Origin of the sequence: Acidocella aromatica (assembly GCF_014201825.1) — a bacterium.
Taxonomy (GTDB): Bacteria; Pseudomonadota; Alphaproteobacteria; order Acetobacterales; family Acetobacteraceae; genus Acidocella; species Acidocella aromatica.
The window spans coordinates 106,119-122,929 of sequence record NZ_JACHFJ010000003.1 but is presented as its reverse complement, the minus strand read 5'-3'; the positions used below and the strand labels follow the sequence as shown (position 1 = coordinate 122,929).

Sequence of the window (16,811 nt, the reverse complement as noted above, 5' to 3'; positions counted from 1 at the left end):
AGGTTGGATTCCATGACGCGGTTTGTTTTCATCACCGGCGGCGTGGTGTCTTCGCTCGGCAAGGGCATCGCCTCGGCAGCCCTCGGCGCGCTGCTTCAGGCGCGTGGCTATTCCGTGCGGCTGCGCAAGCTGGACCCCTATCTCAACGTGGACCCGGGCACCATGAGCCCGTACCAGCACGGCGAGGTGTTCGTCACCGATGACGGCGCCGAGACCGACCTCGACCTTGGCCATTACGAGCGCTTCACCGGCGTTGCCGCGGCCAAGACCGACAACGCCACCACCGGGCGCATCTATTCGGACGTGATCGCCAAGGAACGCCGGGGCGACTATCTGGGTGCCACCGTGCAGGTGATCCCGCACATCACCGATGCGATCAAGGACGTGATCGTCCACGGTACCTCCGAGTTCGATTTCGTGCTCGTCGAGGTCGGCGGCACGGTGGGCGATATCGAGTCCCTGCCCTTCCTCGAAGCCATCCGCCAGCTCGGCAACGAGCTGACCGCCGAGCGCGCAATGTTCGTGCACCTGACGCTGGTGCCCTACATCCCCTCCGCCGGCGAGCTGAAGACCAAGCCGACCCAGCACTCCGTGAAGGAGCTGCAGAATGTCGGCATCCAGCCGAACATGCTGATCTGCCGCTGCGACCGGGAAATCCCCGAGAACGAGCGCCGCAAGATCGCGAGCTTCTGCAATGTCCGCGCCGAGGCCGTGGTGCCCGCGCTGGATATCGACACCATCTACGCCGTGCCCATCTCCTACCACGAGGCGGGGATGGACCGCGAAGTGCTGCGCCATTTCGGCCTCCCCTTCGATGTCGAGCCGAATCTCACCCACTGGCAGCGCATCGTGGACACCGTGCGCCACCCGGAGGGCGAGGTGCGCATCGCCGTGGTCGGCAAGTACATCAACCTGCTGGACAGCTATAAATCCCTGGCCGAGGCGCTCGCCCATGGCGGCATCGCCAATAAGGTGAAGGTGAAGCTGGAATGGGTGGATGCCGAGATCTTCGAGCAGCCCGACACCATCGAGCAGCTCGAGGGCGTGCATGGCATTCTGGTGCCGGGCGGCTTTGGCGAGCGCGGCGCGATGGGCAAGATCGAAGCCGTGCGCTTCGCCCGCGAGCATAAGGTGCCGTTCCTCGGCATCTGCTTCGGCATGCAGATGGCGGTGATCGAGGCCGCGCGGAACCTGGCCGGTATGCCGGAAGCCTCCTCCACCGAGTTCGGCCCGTGCGACACCCCCATTGTTGGCCTGCTGACCGAATGGGCGCGCGGCAACGAGATCGAGCGCCGCCGTGAGGGTGGCGATCTTGGGGGCACCATGCGCCTGGGCGCCTTCCCCGCCGCACTGGTGGAGGGTTCGCTGGTGCGCGAAGTGTATGAAGGTGCCGCGACGATCTCCGAGCGCCACCGCCACCGCTTCGAGGTGAACATCCATTACCGCGACGAGCTGGAAGCCACGGGCCTGCGCTTCTCCGGCCTCTCGCCCGATGGCGTGCTGCCGGAAATCGTCGAGTACCCGGATCACCCCTGGTTCATCGGCGTGCAGTACCACCCGGAGCTGAAATCCAAGCCATTCGACCCGCACCCGCTGTTCAAGGGCTTCATCGCCGCGGCGGTAAGGCAGTCCCGGCTAGTTTAAGAGCGGCATATCAGGACGCAATAAAAACGGCGGGGTTTTCCCCGCCGTTTTGCGTTAAGCCTTCCCGGGCTTGGTGATGTCGACAAGATTGAAGGATTTTTGTCCCTCCACCTCCAGAAACGCACCCAGTTTCTGGCCAAGCTCTGGGTCGGAGAGATCGAAAATACCCAGCGCCACATTCCGCCGCCTGGCGTAGTCCGTCACCATCTGCGCAAAGCGCCGGTACAACGCCTCCAGCTCGGCATCGCCAAGTGTGAGATAATCGCCAAAATTCTTCCCGTAGGCGGTCCAGTACTGCATCTTCTCCAGCACATCCATTTCGCGCTGGTTGACGTGCTGCCTGACTGATTTGACCCACTCGGCAGGCTCACGGAGGATGAGGACGAACTTGGCGTCGGGGTAGTTGGTCATCGCCTCGCGGAAGACCACCGGCGCGGGGATGTCGGCCACCGCGTCGAACCCGCCGATGATCTTGCTGTACTGGTACCAGACATACTCGCTATCGACCGTCTCCAGTGCCGGCCGGCAGATCAGATCGAACCCAATGCCGGGCCAGTGCAGCGTTTTCAGCCCGTTGCGTTGGCAGAAATCCGCGAAGCTCTGCGTCCCACTGCGGTGCAGGCTGAGATTAAAGATCCTGGTCTTTGGCATTCGGCACCCGCTCTCTAAGCCCCCGAAATATGTGCGGGCTTGGGTGCCCAGCGCCTTAACTGCCGCCCCTTACCAGCTCAAATCCGGCAGAATCGCCTTGGGCGAGAGACCATTCGCCGCCGCCTCACCGGGCGCGGCCTCCGGGTGCAGAGCGTGAATCCCCGAGAGCACCCAGAGCGCATCGACCCCCACCCGCGCGGCGCCGGTGATGTCCGTGCGCAGCGAGTCGCCAATGGCCAGGGTCCGCTCCCGCTTCGTGCCCAGCATGGCCATTACCGGCACATAGATGGCCGGGTCCGGCTTGCCGCGCTCGATCACCTCGCCGCCATCGCCCTTGTAAATCTGCGCCAGCAGCCCGGCGCAGATCACCAGCTCGCCATCCTTGGACACCTCAAGGTCGGGGTTCGCGCAGATCATTGGCAGACCAGCCCGAAGTGCGGCGTCCAACACCGGGCGGTACAGCTCCGGGTCCTGCGGGCCGAGATCGTCATCCGGCCCGGTATTGAGCAGGAAATCCGCCGCCGCCGGGTCACCCGCTTCCTCGTAGTCGTGCAGCGTGTCGAACACATTGCGGTCGCGCTCCGGGCCAAGATGGTAGAACCGCCGGCCCAGCTGCGCAAACTCATCCGTCCGGTCGCGCAGGCCCAGATAAACTGCCTCGCCGCTGGACATGATGCCGTTATACAGGTCTGGCGTGACGCCCATATTCGCCAGCGTCTGCGCGATGCCATGCGGGCGGCGCGGCGCGTTGGTGAGGAACACCACGCGCTTGCCCGCCGCGCGCAGCTTCGTCAGGCACTCCAGCACACCGGGGAAAAGCTGCACGCCATTATGCACCACGCCCCAGAGGTCGATGATGAAGCCATCGTAGTTTTCCGCCAGCGCGCCGAATCCGCTCATGCTCCAGCTCCTACAGCCTGCGCCACATTGGCAAAGCCGCGCTGACGCAGCAGCGCCGCCAGCCCCGCCTTGAGGCGCGGAAGCAGCGCCGGGCCCTGATAGGCGAAGCCGGAGTAAAGCTGCACCAGGGATGCGCCGGCAAGAATTTTCGCCAGCGCCTGCTCGGGCGTGGAAACACCGCCCGCCCCAATGAACAGCAGCCGCCCGCCAGCCAGCTTATAGGCGCGGGCCAGCATGGCGGTGGAAGGCCCAAAAAGCGGCGCGCCGGAAAGCCCGCCCGCCTCGCGCTTGAGCGGGCTTTTCAGCGTATCGGGCCGGGCGATGGTGGTGTTGGAGATGATCAGCCCCGTCACCCCATGCTGCACGGCCACCGAGATCACCGCCTCCAGCCCGTCCTCGGAGAGGTCCGGCGCGATCTTCACATAAACCGGCTTGGGCGAGGAAATGCCCGAGAGAATGGAGGCCAGGCGCTGCTCGGACTGCAAATCGCGCAGGCCGGGCGTGTTGGGCGAGGAGATGTTGATGGTGATGTAGTCGGCATGGGGCGCCACCGCGCTCACCAGCGCCGGATAGTCGCGCTCCGGGTCCGCCCCCTCTTTGTTGATGCCAACATTGGCGCCCAGCACCACGCGCCGCCTGTCCGCCTGCTGGAGATTTTCAAGGAACATGGCGAGTCCCTCGTTATTGAAGCCCATGCGGTTGATCACCGCCTGATCCTCGGTGAGGCGGAACAAACGCGGGCGCGGATTGCCCGGCTGCGGGCGGGGCGTGACTGTCCCGGCCTCGACGAAGCCAAAGCCCAACCGCGCCAGCCCGTTCACGGCGGCGGCGTTCTTGTCGAATCCCGCGGCGAGGCCGATGGGGTTCTTCAGCGTGCGGCCAAAGGCGCGGGTTTCCAGGATCGGGTCGTCGGGCGTGGTATCCGCCCCGGCGAGACCCAGGCGCAGCGCCTTGATGGTGAGGTTATGCGCGGTTTCCGGGTCCAGCCGGCGCATCACCGGCATCAGCAGAGAGGACGGGAGCATTCGGCCTTTATTTCACGTAAACGAGGATGACGGGCGCCTGCCCCCCAGTGCGGGCGGCGAGGGTGACGCGGTCGGCGGCAACACCGTCAGCGCGGATGGACTGCGCCACGATGCTGGCCAGCGGGGCGAGGTTTTGCAGGAAGGTCACCGCATCGTCGGGGGCGATCCCCTGCGGCGCCTGGGCCGTGACCTCGAACGCCGCTTGCGGCTTGATCGCCAGCGCCTGCGCCACCGCACTCTTCAACGGGGCCGCGAAATCGGTAGTGCCGGGCTGGATCGTCACCAGCGGGATGCGCCCGGTGAAGGCGTCCGTCGCGGCGATCTCGCTCGCCTGCGGCGCGACCGGGTTCGGCGCCAGGGTTTCCCGCCCCGGAAGGGAGCAAGCGGCGAGAGGCAAAACAGCCAGAAGAACAAGGGCGCGCATGGTTCCGGTGTACCCATGTGCGGCTTGCGCGGCAACAGGGCTGAAGCCATGCTGGGCGGCGAGACAGCGAGAGGGACAAACGATGCTCGACATGATCATCCGCGGGGCCACCCTGCCGGACGGGCGCACCAATATCGATATCGGCATCAAGGGCGGCAAAATCACCGCCGCCGAGCCAAACCTCGCCGCCGAGGCCGGGCAGGTCATCGACGCAACGGGCCGCCTCGTCACCCCGCCTTTCGCCGACGCGCATGTGCATATGGACTCCACCCTCTCCCTCGGCCTGCCGCGCCTGAACGAGTCAGGCACGCTGCTGGAGGGCATCGCCCTCTGGGGCGAGCTGAAGCCGCATCTCACCGTCGAGGCGATTTACGAGCGCGCCAAGAAGCTGTGCCTGTGGTCCATCGCGCGCGGCACGCTGGCCATCCGCAGCCATGTCGACATCTGCGACGACCGGCTGCTGGCCGTGGAGGCGCTGACCAAGCTACGCCGCGACATGCGCGATTATCTGGACATCCAGCTCGTCGCCTTCCCGCAGGATGGTTATCTCCGTTACGCCAACTCCGCCATCAACCTGCAACGCGCGCTGGACATGGGCGTGGACGTGATCGGCGGCATCCCGCATTTCGAGCGCACCATGGAAGACGGCGCGGAGAGCGTGAAGGCGCTGATGCGCATCGCCGCCGACCGGGGCACGCGCGTGGACATGCATTGCGATGAAACCGACGACCCGCTCTCGCGCCATATCGAGACCCTGGCGGCGGAAACCGTGCGCCACGGCATGCAGGGGCGCGTGGCGGGCTCGCACCTCACCTCCATGCACTCCATGGATAACTACTATGTGAGCAAACTAATTCCACTCATCGCCGAGGCCGGTGTGGGAGCCATTGCCAACCCGCTCATCAACATCACGCTCCAAGGCCGGCACGACACCTACCCCAAGCGCCGGGGCATGACGCGGGTGAAGGAGCTGCTGGCAGCGGGGGTGAACGTGGCCTTCGGGCATGATTGCGTGATGGACCCCTGGTACTCCTTCGGTAGCCACGACATGCTGGAGGTGGCCAGCATGGGGCTGCATGTCGGCCAGCTTACCTCCCAGGCGGATATCAAAGCCTGTTTCGCCGCCGTGACCGAGGCGCCGGCGAAAATTCTCGGCTTGCAGAATTACGGCATCGCGCCTGGATGCGATGCGAATCTCGTGGTGCTGCAAGCGGCCGACGCGTTCGAAGCGATTCGCATTTCCGCCGAGCGTCTCTATGTTATCCGGCGCGGCCATGTCATCGCCAAGGCGCCCCCGCGCGAAAGCCGGGTGCTGCTGAATGGCGCTGAGATTGCCGTGGATTTCACGCGTGCAAATCTGGGGTGAGGAAATAATGAAGACAATTCTGGTAACCGGCGCGACCGCCGGGTTCGGTGCGGCCATTGCGCGGCGTTTCGTCAAAGACGGCCACCGCGTCATCGCCACCGGGCGGCGCGTGGAGCGGCTGGAGGCGCTGGCCAAGGAGCTGGGCGACAAGCTGCTCCCCGTGGAGCTGGACGTGACCGACACCAAATCCGTCGCCGGGTTCGTGGAGCGCCTGCCGGAAGCCTGGCGGCGCATCGACGTGCTGGTGAACAATGCTGGCCTCGCCCTCGGCCTTTCCCCCGCCTGGGAAGCCGACCTCGAAGAGTGGGACACGATGATCGCCACCAATGTCACCGGGCTGGTGCATGTCACCCGCGCCATCCTGCCCGGCATGGTCGAGCGCGATGATGGCGTGATCCTCAACCTCGGCTCCGTGGCGGGCGAGTACCCCTATCCGGGCGGGCATGTGTACGGCGCGACGAAGGCTTTCGTGCGCCAGTTCTCGCTGAACCTGCGCGCGGACCTCGTGGGCAAGAACATCCGCGTCACAGATATCGAGCCCGGGCTATGCGGCGGCTCGGAATTCTCCCAGGTGCGCTTCCATGGCGATGAGGCGAAGGCGGCGGCGGTTTACACCGGCACCACGCCGCTCACGCCGGAGGATATCGCCGAGGCAGCATCCTGGATCGTGGCGCTGCCCAAGCACATGAACATCAACAAGATCGAGATGATGCCAACCTGCCAGGCCAGCGGTCCGTTCGCGGTGAAGCGCAGCTAGACAACTATAAATTGCACACTTAACCTGTCGGCAACTATTGCAGGCAGGTTAATGGCAATCGCACGCGTCAACAGCTTCGCTTTCTCCGGCATCGAGGCTCAGCGCGTCGAGGTACAGGTGCAGATCAGCGCCGGGCTGCCAGGATTCCTCATGGTCGGGTTGCCGGACAAAGCCGTGGGCGAGGCGCGGGAGCGCGTGCGCGCGGCCCTCACCGCCATGGGGCTGTCGCTTCCGCCGAAGCGCGTGCTGGTCAACCTCGCCCCCGCCGACATGGTCAAGGAGGGCAGCCATTTCGACCTGCCCATAGCGCTGGCCGTGCTCGCCGCCATGGATGTGCTGCCCGCCGAGGAACTCGCCGGCTGCGCCGCCCTGGGCGAACTGTCGCTGGATGGCCGGATCAACCCCGTGGCGGGCGTACTGCCCGCCGCCATCTCGGCGTCGCGGCGGGAGTGGGGGCTGGTCTGCCCGGCGGCGCAGGGGGCCGAGGCGGGCTGGGCCGGGGAGATCAACCTCGTCGCCGCGCCCGACCTACTCAGCCTGATCAACCATTTCCGGGGTACGCAGCTCATCCCCGCCCCGCCCCCCGGCCAGCTTGGCGGCGGCGGGCCGGTGCTGGACCTCGCCGATGTGCGCGGCATGGAAACCGCCCGCCGCGCGCTGGAGGTGTCGGCGGCTGGAGGACATAATCTGCTGATGATCGGCCCGCCCGGTGGCGGCAAATCCATGCTGGCGGCGCGGCTGCCGGGGCTGCTGCCGGACCTCACCCCCAGAGAGGCGCTGGAGGTGAGTATGGTGCATTCCGTGGCCGGGATGCTGCGCGACGGCCAGCTCATTACCCGCCCGCCCTTCCGCGAGCCGCATCATTCCGCCAGCCAGGCGGCCATCGCGGGCGGGGGGAACCGGGCCAAGCCGGGCGAGGTCTCGCTCGCGCATCGCGGCGTGCTGTTTCTGGATGAAATGCCCGAATTCCCCCGCGCCACGCTGGAAGCCCTACGCCAGCCGCTGGAGGCGGGGCAAACCACCGTCTCCCGCGCCAGCGCGCACATCACCTACCCCGCGCGCTTCCAGCTCGTGGCGGCGATGAACCCGTGCCGCTGCGGTTACCTCGGCGATGGCTCGCGCGAATGCGGCCGCGCCCCGCGCTGCGGCGAGGATTACCAGGGCAAGCTCTCCGGCCCGCTGCTCGACCGCATGGACATCGTCATCGAGATCACCCCGCTCTCGCCCAAGGAGCTGGCCTGGGCGCCACAAGGCGAGTCCAGCGCCGTGGTGGCCGAGCGCATCGCCGCCGCTCGCGCCATGGCGCGAGCGCGTTATGGTGAGGATGGTCCCACCTGCAATGCCGAGGCCGGGGGCGAGCTGATCGAACTTTCACCCGAAGCCAAGGCGTTTCTGGAACATGCGGCGGGCAAGCTGCGGCTCTCGGCACGCGGCTTCACCCGCGCCATGCGCGTGGGGCGCAGCATCGCCGACCTCGCCGGAAGCGAAATCGTGCAGAAGCCGCATATCGCCGAGGCACTGGCCTACCGCCTGCGCCAGCCGGGGCGGATGCCAGTTACTGGCTAGCCCCGCACCACCGCCAAAATCTCCCCCACCCGCGCGGCGAAATCCTCCGGCCGGTGTTCACGCGCCAACTTGGCCAGGGCGTTGTGCCGCAGCGCGGTCCACAGGGCTTCGTCCCGGTACAGCCGGGCTATCTGCTGCGCGAAACCGCGCGGATCATTGGCCGCCAGTAGTTCCCGGCCATCCGCCCAGCCGAGCTGTGCGGCGAGCAACGGCGTCACCACGCAGGGCAGACCGAATCCAGCGGCCTCGTAAATCTTGTATGGCGTCCCAGCGGCAAAGCGCGTGGGGGCGATGAACAGACGCGCTTCATCGTAGAGCCGGGTCAGATCGTCCAGCTCGCCATGCCAGACGATGCCTGGACGCTCGGCGATACCCTCCAGCCCCACCCCGCGCGCCACATGCCCGGCCACATGCAGCACCGGCACTTCACCCATGATCTCGGCCAGCGCCGGGTAAATCTCCTCCACATACCAGCGCAACGCATCGAGATTCGGGCTGTCCGCCTGATGCACGGCGCCGACGAACAACAGCCCGCCCCGCTCGGCAAAGCCGCGCGGCGTGGGAGCGGGGCGGCGCACCGTACCCAGCACCGCCACATTCACCGCCAGCCCCGAGGCCGCCAGCAGCCCAGCTTCGCGCTCATTCACGGCCAGCACCATCGCCGCCACCCCGGCGCTGGCAAACTCCGCCGCGAACGCCTCGGTGAAATCAAACGCCTGGAAGCGCAAAGCATCGCGGGCGCTGGCAATGGCCTCGGTATCCAGGATGATCGGCGCGCTGATCTTCGCCTGCTCCAGCAGCGGCAGCACACGGTCCAGATTATGCGTCCGCGCCACCCAGAGCAGATCGTATACCTCGCGCCGCTCGGCCAGGAAGTCCGGCAGGGTCATGAAGTCCTGCCCCACCAGCACCTCCACGGTCTCCGGCAGTTCGCCATACAGGCTCATGTAATCATAGGGCGCGCCGTTGATGGGAAAGACATGCACCTCATACCCCGCGGCTTCGATGGCGTGGACAATGTCGTTGGAGCGCACGAAGCCCGAGCCGAGGCGGCGCAGCGGCACGGTATCCTCGATAAACAACACACGCGGTTTTTGGCCACGGCTGCGCGCGGGGATGAGGTTTTGCGGACCGGGCGCATACTGGCTCTGCAGAAACGCCTTATGCTTGTCGCGGAAGATTCGCCGCCCCCTTCGCATCAGCGCCATCGAGACCTCGGTGGTGGGTGCGCTGCCGAACTCCATATGCTCCAGCGTCACCGCCGGATCGTACACCACGCGGTAGCCGGCCCCGATGAGCCGCACACACAAATCGGCATCCTCGTAATAGGCGGGAGTAAAATCCTCATCGAACCCGCCAAGCCCTTTCACCAGCGCGGTGCGGCAGAGCAGGAACACGGCGGAGCAGTAATCGACATCACGTACAAAATTCGCCTCTGGCGTCAGCGGCGGGGCATCGCGCAGATAGCCCACCGCCGTGCCCTCGTTCCAGATGATCGACCCTGCCTCCTGCAACAGCCCATTGCTGCGCACGATTTTTGCCCCCACCGCGCCGATCTCCCCGGCACTGTTCAAACGCCGCAGCGCAGAGGCCACAGCGCCGAAGCCCAGCTCAACATCGTTATTCAGATACAGCAGCGCCGGGGCGGTGGCATGCGCGAGCCCCAGATTGGCCGCGCGGAGGAAACCAAGATTCTGCTCGCTGCGCAAAAGCCTCGTCCCGCGCACGTAAGTGCCAATCCGGCGCGTATCGTCGGTGGAAGCGTTATCGACGAGGATCAGTTCGATGGCCCCCGCAAAATTCCGCCGTAGCGAGGCAAGGGTGCGCATCGTCAGCTCAAAGCGATTATGCGCGACGAGGATCACGCTCACCTCCGGCACGCCCCCGAAACCAAAATCAAGCCCCTGGCGCGCGAAGATCGCCAGATCCGCCCTGGCCTTTTTCAGAAACGCCTCGCGTGTGCCAGCCTCGTCCAATGCGGGCGGAGCCTCTGGCGGGCAATAGGCCATGTCTTCCTTCAGGCCGATCAGCCGCAGATGCGCGAAGGCATCGCGCACCACGCCCGCGTTCAGATCGTTGCGAACGCGCTCATGCATGTCGCGGTAATAGGCGAGGTCGATATCCGGCGACGGCTGACGCAGCTCAAAACAGCCATATTGCACGAATTGCTGATAGGCGTTGCGGTACAACCCAGCCTCTATGGCTGACGCAATGTCCGGGTAGCGGCGCCGGTAGAAGCGCTCGGAGAATTGCGGAACCGGGTCGAACGCTTCAGGCGCCGTGTTGGTAAGGTAGTGCTGGATGGCGGCACTATAGCGCCCGCGCAAAATCTCCGCCTTGGCGCCCGGATGATGCTCCACATACCAGGCGGGGTCGAAATAGGTCGAGGTTGCCAGCTCATCCCCGCCGCCGCCGAGCGTGGCGAGGAAATGCGCATACGGCCCCGGCCCGTCGATCTCCCTTTCCGTGATCCCGGCCTCCAGCGCGCGCTCGCGGTAGAACATCCCGTCGAACAGGAAATGCCCCATGCGCCGCTCGCGCTGGCCGGAGCGCAGATAATGGTCGTAGCGCCCGTAACAGCCATGCGCGTCGAGGATCTCGAGGGTCATGTCCTCGTACAAATCCGCGTAGAGCGCATCGTTGAACAACCAGTGCGGGGAGACGCCGCGATGCCCGTGCTGGCAGAAATGATCGAACCCCGAGGAATAGGCGCCCCGGCGCACCAGTTCGGCGATGTCCGGGTTCTCCGCGAGGTAGTAGAGTTCGTCGAACACCGGGCTGGGGCTGTGGCCCAGCCGCACGCCGATGCGCAGATAATAGTCCAGCGCCGCCTCGGCGGGCTTGCCCGCGCAGACGGCCCGGGCATCGGCGTAGCGGTGCAGGTACCAGCCGGTGTCGAACAAGCTCCAGGCGGGCTTTACCGGGGAATCGGGGCGGAGGATTTCATGGGCGGGAAACGGCATTTCCCGCCCAGGTTGCGGCTCAAGCGAGGCCGGGTCAAGCTGCCAGCACGGTACCTATGGCCTGCGTCAGCGTGGAAAGCTCCTCCGGCGAGACCGTGAATGCCGGGGTGAGATAGAGGATATTGCGAAAAGGCCGTATCCAAACCCCTTGCTTCACCAGCGCTTGGCGCAAGGCGGCCGGGTTCTCGATGCGCTCCAGCTCCACCACGCCAATGGCCCCCAACACGCGCACATCCCGAACACCCGGCAGGGTGCGGTAAGGCTCAAGCTCCCGCTTGAGTTGTGCCGAGATGGCCGCGACCTGCTCCAAACGCGGCTCGGTCTCGAACAAATCGAGCGAGGCATTGGCCGCCGCACAGCCCAGCGGATTGGCCATGAAAGTCGGGCCGTGCATCAGCGCGGTCATCGGGCTGCCGGACAGGAACGCTTCGAACAGCTCGTCGGTGGCGATGGTGGCGGCGAGCGGGCAAGTGCCGCCTGTAAGCGCCTTGGAGAGGGTGACGATATCCGGGGTAACGCCCGCCCGCTCATAGGCGAACATGGTGCCGGTGCGGCCGAAGCCGGTGAAGATCTCGTCGAAGATCAGCGTCAGCCCGTAATGGTCGGCGGCTTTGCTCAGGCGGCGCAGGACCTCCGGCTCGTGCAGCACCATGCCGCCCGCGCCCTGCACCAGCGGCTCCACGATGATCGCCGCCAGGGTTTTGTGATGCTGCTCCAGGAAGGACTCGAAGCCCGCGATACTGGCCGGATCACGTGGCAGCGGCACCACGGGCTGTTCTGGCAACAGCCCGGAGAACATCGAGTGCATCCCCTCCTCTGGGTCGCAGATCGCCATCGTGCCCAGCGTGTCGCCATGATAGCCGCCGGTGAAGGCCAGGATCTTCGTCCGCCCGCGCTCGCCCCGGTTGAGGCGGGACTGCACGGCAATCTTGATCGCCACCTCCACCGCCACGGAGCCCGAGTCGGTGAAGAACACCCGGTTCAGCGAGCCCGGCATAAGTGCGGCGAGGCGCGTGGCCAGCCGATACGCCGGTTCATGCCCCAATCCACCGAACATCACATGCGGCATGCGCCCCAGCTGCTCGGCCACCGCCGCGACGATATGCGGGTGGTTATAGCCGTGGCAGGCCGTCCACCAGGAGGCGATGCCGTCGATAAGTACGCGGCCATCTTCCAAGTGAATCCTGCTGCCCTCGGTCCGCACCGCGGGCAGCGGCAGGGGGGCTGTCTGCATCTGGGCGTAAGGCAGCCAGACATGCCGCCAGCCCGTCTCAAGCCAGCTCATGCCTCGGGTTGCAGCCCCAGCTTGGCGAACAGCGCCTCGTCGTGATTCACGGTGGCGTTCTTGGTCGTCAGCAGCTTCTCGCCGTGGAAGATCGAGTTCGCGCCCGCCAGGAAGCACAGCGCCTGGGCTTCGTCGGTCATCGCCTCGCGCCCGGCGGAAAGCCGCACATAGCTCTTGGGCATGGTGATGCGCGCCGCCGCCACCACGCGCACGAAGTCGATCGGCTCAATCTTCTCGGCCTTGGCCAGCGGCGTGCCTTCCACCGCCACCAGGGCGTTGATGGGCACGGATTCCGGGGCTTCCGGCAGGCTGGCCAGCGTGGCGATCAGCCCGGCGCGGTCGGTCTCATCCTCGCCCATGCCGACAATGCCGCCGCAGCAGATATTGATACCCGCATCGCGCACGGCTTCCAGCGTGTCCAGCCGGTCCTGATAGGTGCGGGTGGTGATCACCTTGCCGTAATACTCGGGCGAGGTGTCGAGGTTGTGGTTGTAGTAATCCAGCCCGGCATCCTTGAGCTTGGCGCTCTGCTCGCGGTCGAGCATGCCCAGCGTCACGCAGGTTTCCAGCCCCAGCGCCTTCACGCCAGAGACCATGCTGCACACGGCCTCAAGGTCATGTTCCTTGGGGCTGCGCCAAGCGGCGCCCATGCAGAAGCGCGCCGCCCCCTTCTCCTTGGCCGCGCGCGCCTGCTCCAGCACCGCTTCCACGGCCATCAGCTTGTTCGCCTTGGTGCCAGTCTCGTACTCGGCGGCCTGCGGGCAGTAGCCGCAATCCTCGGGGCAACCGCCGGTCTTGATCGAGAGCAGGGTGGAAATCTGGATTCGAGTCGGGTCGAAATGCTCGCGGTGCACGGTCATGGCGCGGTAGAGCAGTTCCGGGAACGGCAGCGCCAGCAAGGCGGCTACATCCGCGCGCGTCCAGCGCGGTTTTGTGGCAATATGGCTTTCAGGCACCGTTCGTCTCCATCTCTCGATTGCAGGGCAGGTTAATCCCATGCTTCAAGAGAGGCAAAAGGACGACTATGGCAAGCTATTTCATCACCGGCACCGGCACCGGGGTCGGGAAGACCTATGTTACGTCCGGCCTGATTCGCGCCGGACGCGAGTTGAAGCGGGATTTCGCGGCGATCAAGCCCATCCTCTCCGGCTACGACCCGGCTGATAACGCCGGAACCGACACCGCCATGCTGCTGGAGGCCATGGGCCGCCCCGTCACGCCGCTGAATGTCGCCACCGTCAGCCCCTGGCGCTTTACCGCCCCGCTCTCGCCGGACATGGCCGCCGTGCGCGAGGGCAAGCGCATCGTGTTCAACGACGTGGTGACCTTCTGCCAGACGGCGATGACCGCCGCGCGCGGCACGCTGCTCATCGAGGGCGTGGGCGGCGCCGCCGTGCCGGTGAACGACAACCACCTGATCATCGACCTCATCGTGGCGCTGAAGCTCCCGGTCATCTTGGTCGCGGGGACGTATCTGGGCACCATCAGCCATACCATCACCACCGGGGCGTTTCTGGCTTCGCATGGGGTGAACGTGGCCGCCGTGGTGCTGAGCGAAAGCGAGGAATCGCCTGTGCTGCCCGAGGAAACCGCCGCCACGCTGGAGCGCTTCGTCTCCTGCCCCATCCACATCATCCCGCGCGACTTCGACGACGGTTCCTTCCGCAAGCTCGCCGCGAAGCTTTAAAAAACTGCAAAGAAAATGCCGCCTTTTTTTGTAAAAAAGGCGGCACCCAAAAAAACTTTTATAAGTTTTCCTTAAGCGTCGAGATTCGCCACCTTCAGCGCGTTGGTCACGATGAAGTCGCGGCGCGGCTCGACGATATCGCCCATCAACGTCGAGAAGATCTGGTTGGTGTCCTCGCCATCCGAGATCTTCACCTGCAACAGGCGGCGAGCGGACGGATCGAGCGTGGTGGCCCACAGCTCCTCCGGGTTCATCTCGCCCAGACCTTTGAAGCGGCTGATGGTCAGGCCCCGGCGGCCATAGGCCAGCAGCGCATCCCACATTCCGGCCGGGCCATGCACGGGCTTCGGCACACCGTCGATGGCCAAAGTCGCCTCCTCGCCGAACAACTCCGCCAGACGCGGCGCACGCTCGGCCAGATACCGCGCCTCGGCGGTACGCAGGCTGGCGGCATCCAGATGGTAGCGCTCTGCCACGCCGCGCACGGTGCGGCCCAGCGTGATGCCGGCGGCATCGGAGGTGACGACCCAGCCCCGCTCGGTGGGATGGGAAAGCGCGTTCAGCCGCGCCACCAGCGCCGAATCCTTGGCCGCATCGCCCAAAGCGGGCGGCGAGAACAGCCCGGCAATGGCGATCTGCTCCAGATACACCAGCGGCAACAAATTGCTCAGCGCCTTCAGCCGATGCACCACTTGGCCGATCCAGGGTGTCTCGGCCTTCAGCGCCTCTCCCGTCAGCGGAACACCGCCGGAGGTAAGAGTCGCCTCGCCCAAGGCGCGCTCCAGCAGGAAAGCTTCCAGCGCGTCATCGTCCTTCAGGTAACGCTGGTCGTTGCCACGCTTGGCGCGGTAGAGCGGCGGCTGCGCGATGTAAAGATAACCCTGCTCGATGAGCTGGGGCATCTGCCGGTAGAAGAAGGTGAGCAGCAGCGTGCGGATATGCGAACCATCCACGTCGGCGTCCGTCATGATGACGATGCGGTGGTAGCGCAGCTTGGCGGGGTCGAACCCGCCCTGGTCGGGCTCGCCCCGGCCGATGCCAGCGCCCAGCGCCGTGATCAGCGTGCCGATTTCGGCGGAGGCCAGCATCTTGTCGAACCGCGCGCGCTCCACGTTGAGGATCTTGCCCTTGAGCGGCAGAATTGCCTGGAACTTGCGGTCACGCCCCTGCTTCGCGGAACCACCTGCGGAGTCGCCCTCCACCAGGAAGAGTTCGGACTTCGCCGGATCGCGCTCCTGGCAGTCAGCCAGCTTGCCGGGCAGCGAGGAAATGTCCAACACCCCCTTGCGCCGCGTCAGTTCGCGGGCCTTGCGGGCGGCCTCGCGCGCGGCGGCGGCGTCCATCACCTTCTGCGCGATCAGCTTGGCTTCCTTGGGATGCGTCTCGAACCAATGGCTCAGCGCATCGGCCACCGCCGCCTGCACCACGGGCTGCACCTCGGAGGAGATCAGCTTGTCCTTGGTCTGGGAGGAGAATTTCGGATCCGGCACCTTCACCGAAAGCACGGCGGTCAGCCCCTCGCGCATATCCTCGCCGGAGAAATCCGTGCCGTCCTTCTTACCCAGGCTCTTGGCGTAGGCGCTCACCACGCGGGTCAGCGCCGCGCGGAACCCGGCCAGATGTGTGCCGCCATCACGCTGCGGGATGTTGTTGGTGAAGCAGAGCATGGTCTCGTGGTAGGAATCGTTCCACGAGCAGGCGAACTCCACCTTGATCCCGGCCTCCTTGGCCTCGGACATGGCGGTGATCGGCGTGGGGATCAGCGAGGATTTCGCCCGGTCCAGCCAATTGCAGAATTCCTTGATGCCGCCATCGTAGTGGAACAACACGTCCTGCACCGGCTCGTGCCGCTCGTCTCGGAGCTGGATGGCGAGGCCGGAATTGAGGAAGGCCAGCTCACGCAAGCGGCGCTCGAAGATGGCGTAATCGAACTCGGTATGGGTAAAGGTGGTGGCGGCGGGCTTGAAGGTGACTTCCGTGCCGTTCGGGTGGTCCGAGGGGCCGATCAGCTTCAGCGGCTGCACCGTCTCGCCATTCTCGAAGCGGATGAAATGCTCCTGGCCGTTGCGCCAGATGCGCACTTCCATCCACTCGGAAAGCGCGTTCACCACCGCCGCGCCCACGCCATGCAGGCCGCCGGAAACCTTATACGAGTTCTGGTTGAACTTGCCGCCCGCATGCAACTTGGTCAGCACCACCTCGGCGGCGGAAATGCCTTCCTCGGGGTGGATATCGGTGGGGATGCCACGGCCATTGTCGCTGATGGTCATCGAGCCATCGCCGTTCAACACGGCCTTGACCCGGTCGGCGAAGCCCGCCTGGGCTTCGTCCACCGCGTTGTCGATGATCTCGAAGCCCATGTGGTGCAGGCCCGAGCCGTCATCGGTGTCGCCGATATACATGCCGGGGCGCTTGCGCACGGCATCCAGCCCCCGGAGCACGCTGATCGAGGCAGCGTCATAGGCGTCATCGTGAGGGGTCGGCGGCGTCGGCTCGGACATTCGCGGCAGGGCTCCAAATTCGTCTGAAGAGGCCCAAGTTAT

Annotated in this window: 13 protein-coding genes; 5 read left to right on the top strand and 8 right to left on the bottom strand. The window is 65.7% G+C overall.

Annotation, left to right across the window (positions count from 1 at the left end; all coding sequences use genetic code 11):
• Positions 1 to 12 precede the first annotated feature (12 nt).
• Positions 13 to 1,644 carry a CTP synthase gene (locus tag HNP71_RS05165; protein ID WP_183265818.1) on the top strand — a complete coding sequence of 544 codons (1,632 nt, stop codon included), beginning with the start codon at positions 13 to 15 and terminating at the stop codon, positions 1,642 to 1,644.
• 54 nt (positions 1,645 to 1,698) lie between these two features.
• Here HNP71_RS05165 and HNP71_RS05160 read toward each other — a convergent pair whose 3' ends face one another.
• The 4 genes from HNP71_RS05160 to HNP71_RS05145 all read right to left on the bottom strand — a co-directional run bounded on the left by HNP71_RS05160 (position 1,699) and on the right by HNP71_RS05145 (position 4,737).
• On the bottom strand, positions 1,699 to 2,295 hold the full coding sequence (locus HNP71_RS05160) for a sulfotransferase (protein WP_183265817.1): 597 nt from the start codon (positions 2,293 to 2,295) through the stop codon (positions 1,699 to 1,701).
• Between the two features lie 69 nt (positions 2,296 to 2,364).
• Positions 2,365 to 3,195: a TIGR01459 family HAD-type hydrolase gene (locus tag HNP71_RS05155; protein WP_183265816.1), complete on the bottom strand. Its 831-nt coding sequence runs from the start codon at positions 3,193 to 3,195 to the stop codon at positions 2,365 to 2,367.
• Positions 3,192 to 4,220, bottom strand: a complete 1,029-nt coding sequence (locus tag HNP71_RS05150; RefSeq protein ID WP_183265815.1) for a quinone-dependent dihydroorotate dehydrogenase — start codon at positions 4,218 to 4,220, stop codon at positions 3,192 to 3,194. Before HNP71_RS05150 ends, HNP71_RS05155 begins: the two co-directional genes overlap by 4 nt.
• Positions 4,221 to 4,227: 7 nt before the next feature.
• The gene (locus HNP71_RS05145; protein ID WP_183265814.1) at positions 4,228 to 4,737 is read right to left on the bottom strand and encodes a hypothetical protein; all 510 of its coding nucleotides are present in this window, start codon (positions 4,735 to 4,737) and stop codon (positions 4,228 to 4,230) included.
• On the opposite strand from HNP71_RS05145, the gene HNP71_RS05140 reads away from it, so the two are divergent.
• Genes HNP71_RS05140 through HNP71_RS05130 form a run of 3 tightly spaced genes read left to right on the top strand, consistent with a single transcriptional unit; the run spans position 4,727 to position 8,333 of the window.
• Positions 4,727 to 6,010 carry an amidohydrolase family protein gene (locus HNP71_RS05140; protein ID WP_183265813.1) on the top strand — a complete coding sequence of 428 codons (1,284 nt, stop codon included), beginning with the start codon at positions 4,727 to 4,729 and terminating at the stop codon, positions 6,008 to 6,010. The genes HNP71_RS05145 and HNP71_RS05140 overlap by 11 nt on opposite strands.
• A gap of 4 nt (positions 6,011 to 6,014) precedes the next feature.
• Positions 6,015 to 6,767: an SDR family oxidoreductase gene (locus HNP71_RS05135; protein WP_343062260.1), complete on the top strand. Its 753-nt coding sequence runs from the start codon at positions 6,015 to 6,017 to the stop codon at positions 6,765 to 6,767.
• Positions 6,768 to 6,818: 51 nt separating this feature from the next.
• Positions 6,819 to 8,333: a YifB family Mg chelatase-like AAA ATPase gene (locus HNP71_RS05130; RefSeq protein WP_183265811.1), complete on the top strand. Its 1,515-nt coding sequence runs from the start codon at positions 6,819 to 6,821 to the stop codon at positions 8,331 to 8,333.
• Here the strand turns inward: HNP71_RS05130 and HNP71_RS05125 are convergent.
• The 3 genes from HNP71_RS05125 to bioB are packed head-to-tail and all read right to left on the bottom strand — an operon-like array spanning position 8,330 to position 13,537.
• On the bottom strand, positions 8,330 to 11,296 hold the full coding sequence (locus HNP71_RS05125; RefSeq protein WP_183265810.1) for a glycosyltransferase: 2,967 nt from the start codon (positions 11,294 to 11,296) through the stop codon (positions 8,330 to 8,332). The genes HNP71_RS05130 and HNP71_RS05125 overlap by 4 nt on opposite strands.
• Positions 11,297 to 11,330: 34 nt before the next feature.
• Positions 11,331 to 12,581, bottom strand: a complete 1,251-nt coding sequence (locus tag HNP71_RS05120) for an adenosylmethionine--8-amino-7-oxononanoate transaminase (protein WP_183265809.1) — start codon at positions 12,579 to 12,581, stop codon at positions 11,331 to 11,333.
• Positions 12,578 to 13,537, bottom strand: coding sequence for a biotin synthase BioB (bioB, locus tag HNP71_RS05115; RefSeq protein WP_343062211.1), 960 nt, complete (start codon positions 13,535 to 13,537; stop codon positions 12,578 to 12,580). The genes HNP71_RS05120 and bioB overlap by 4 nt, the downstream gene beginning before the upstream one ends.
• Before the next feature lie 68 nt (positions 13,538 to 13,605).
• Here bioB and bioD point away from each other — a divergent pair, with 68 nt between their 5' ends.
• Positions 13,606 to 14,268, top strand: a complete 663-nt coding sequence (gene bioD / locus HNP71_RS05110; RefSeq protein WP_183265807.1) for a dethiobiotin synthase — start codon at positions 13,606 to 13,608, stop codon at positions 14,266 to 14,268.
• Positions 14,269 to 14,339: 71 nt separating this feature from the next.
• Here the strand turns inward: bioD and gyrB are convergent, their stop codons facing one another.
• Positions 14,340 to 16,769, bottom strand: coding sequence for a DNA topoisomerase (ATP-hydrolyzing) subunit B (gene gyrB / locus HNP71_RS05105; RefSeq protein WP_183265806.1), 2,430 nt, complete (start codon positions 16,767 to 16,769; stop codon positions 14,340 to 14,342).
• Positions 16,770 to 16,811: the final 42 nt, after the last annotated feature.

Bases quoted from the DNA above. Each gene is read 5' to 3' on its own strand.
- HNP71_RS05165 (WP_183265818.1), top strand. From the start codon at position 13: ATGACGCGGTTTGTTTTCATCACCGGCGGCGTGGTGTCTTCGCTCGGC.
- HNP71_RS05160 (WP_183265817.1), bottom strand. From the start codon at position 2,295: ATGCCAAAGACCAGGATCTTTAATCTCAGCCTGCACCGCAGTGGGACG.
- HNP71_RS05155 (WP_183265816.1), bottom strand. From the start codon at position 3,195: ATGAGCGGATTCGGCGCGCTGGCGGAAAACTACGATGGCTTCATCATC.
- HNP71_RS05150 (WP_183265815.1), bottom strand. From the start codon at position 4,220: ATGCTCCCGTCCTCTCTGCTGATGCCGGTGATGCGCCGGCTGGACCCG.
- HNP71_RS05140 (WP_183265813.1), top strand. From the start codon at position 4,727: ATGCTCGACATGATCATCCGCGGGGCCACCCTGCCGGACGGGCGCACC.
- HNP71_RS05145 (WP_183265814.1), bottom strand. From the start codon at position 4,737: ATGTCGAGCATCGTTTGTCCCTCTCGCTGTCTCGCCGCCCAGCATGGC.
- HNP71_RS05130 (WP_183265811.1), top strand. From the start codon at position 6,819: ATGGCAATCGCACGCGTCAACAGCTTCGCTTTCTCCGGCATCGAGGCT.
- HNP71_RS05125 (WP_183265810.1), bottom strand. From the start codon at position 11,296: ATGCCGTTTCCCGCCCATGAAATCCTCCGCCCCGATTCCCCGGTAAAG.
- HNP71_RS05120 (WP_183265809.1), bottom strand. From the start codon at position 12,581: ATGAGCTGGCTTGAGACGGGCTGGCGGCATGTCTGGCTGCCTTACGCC.
- bioD (WP_183265807.1), top strand. From the start codon at position 13,606: ATGGCAAGCTATTTCATCACCGGCACCGGCACCGGGGTCGGGAAGACC.
- gyrB (WP_183265806.1), bottom strand. From the start codon at position 16,769: ATGTCCGAGCCGACGCCGCCGACCCCTCACGATGACGCCTATGACGCT.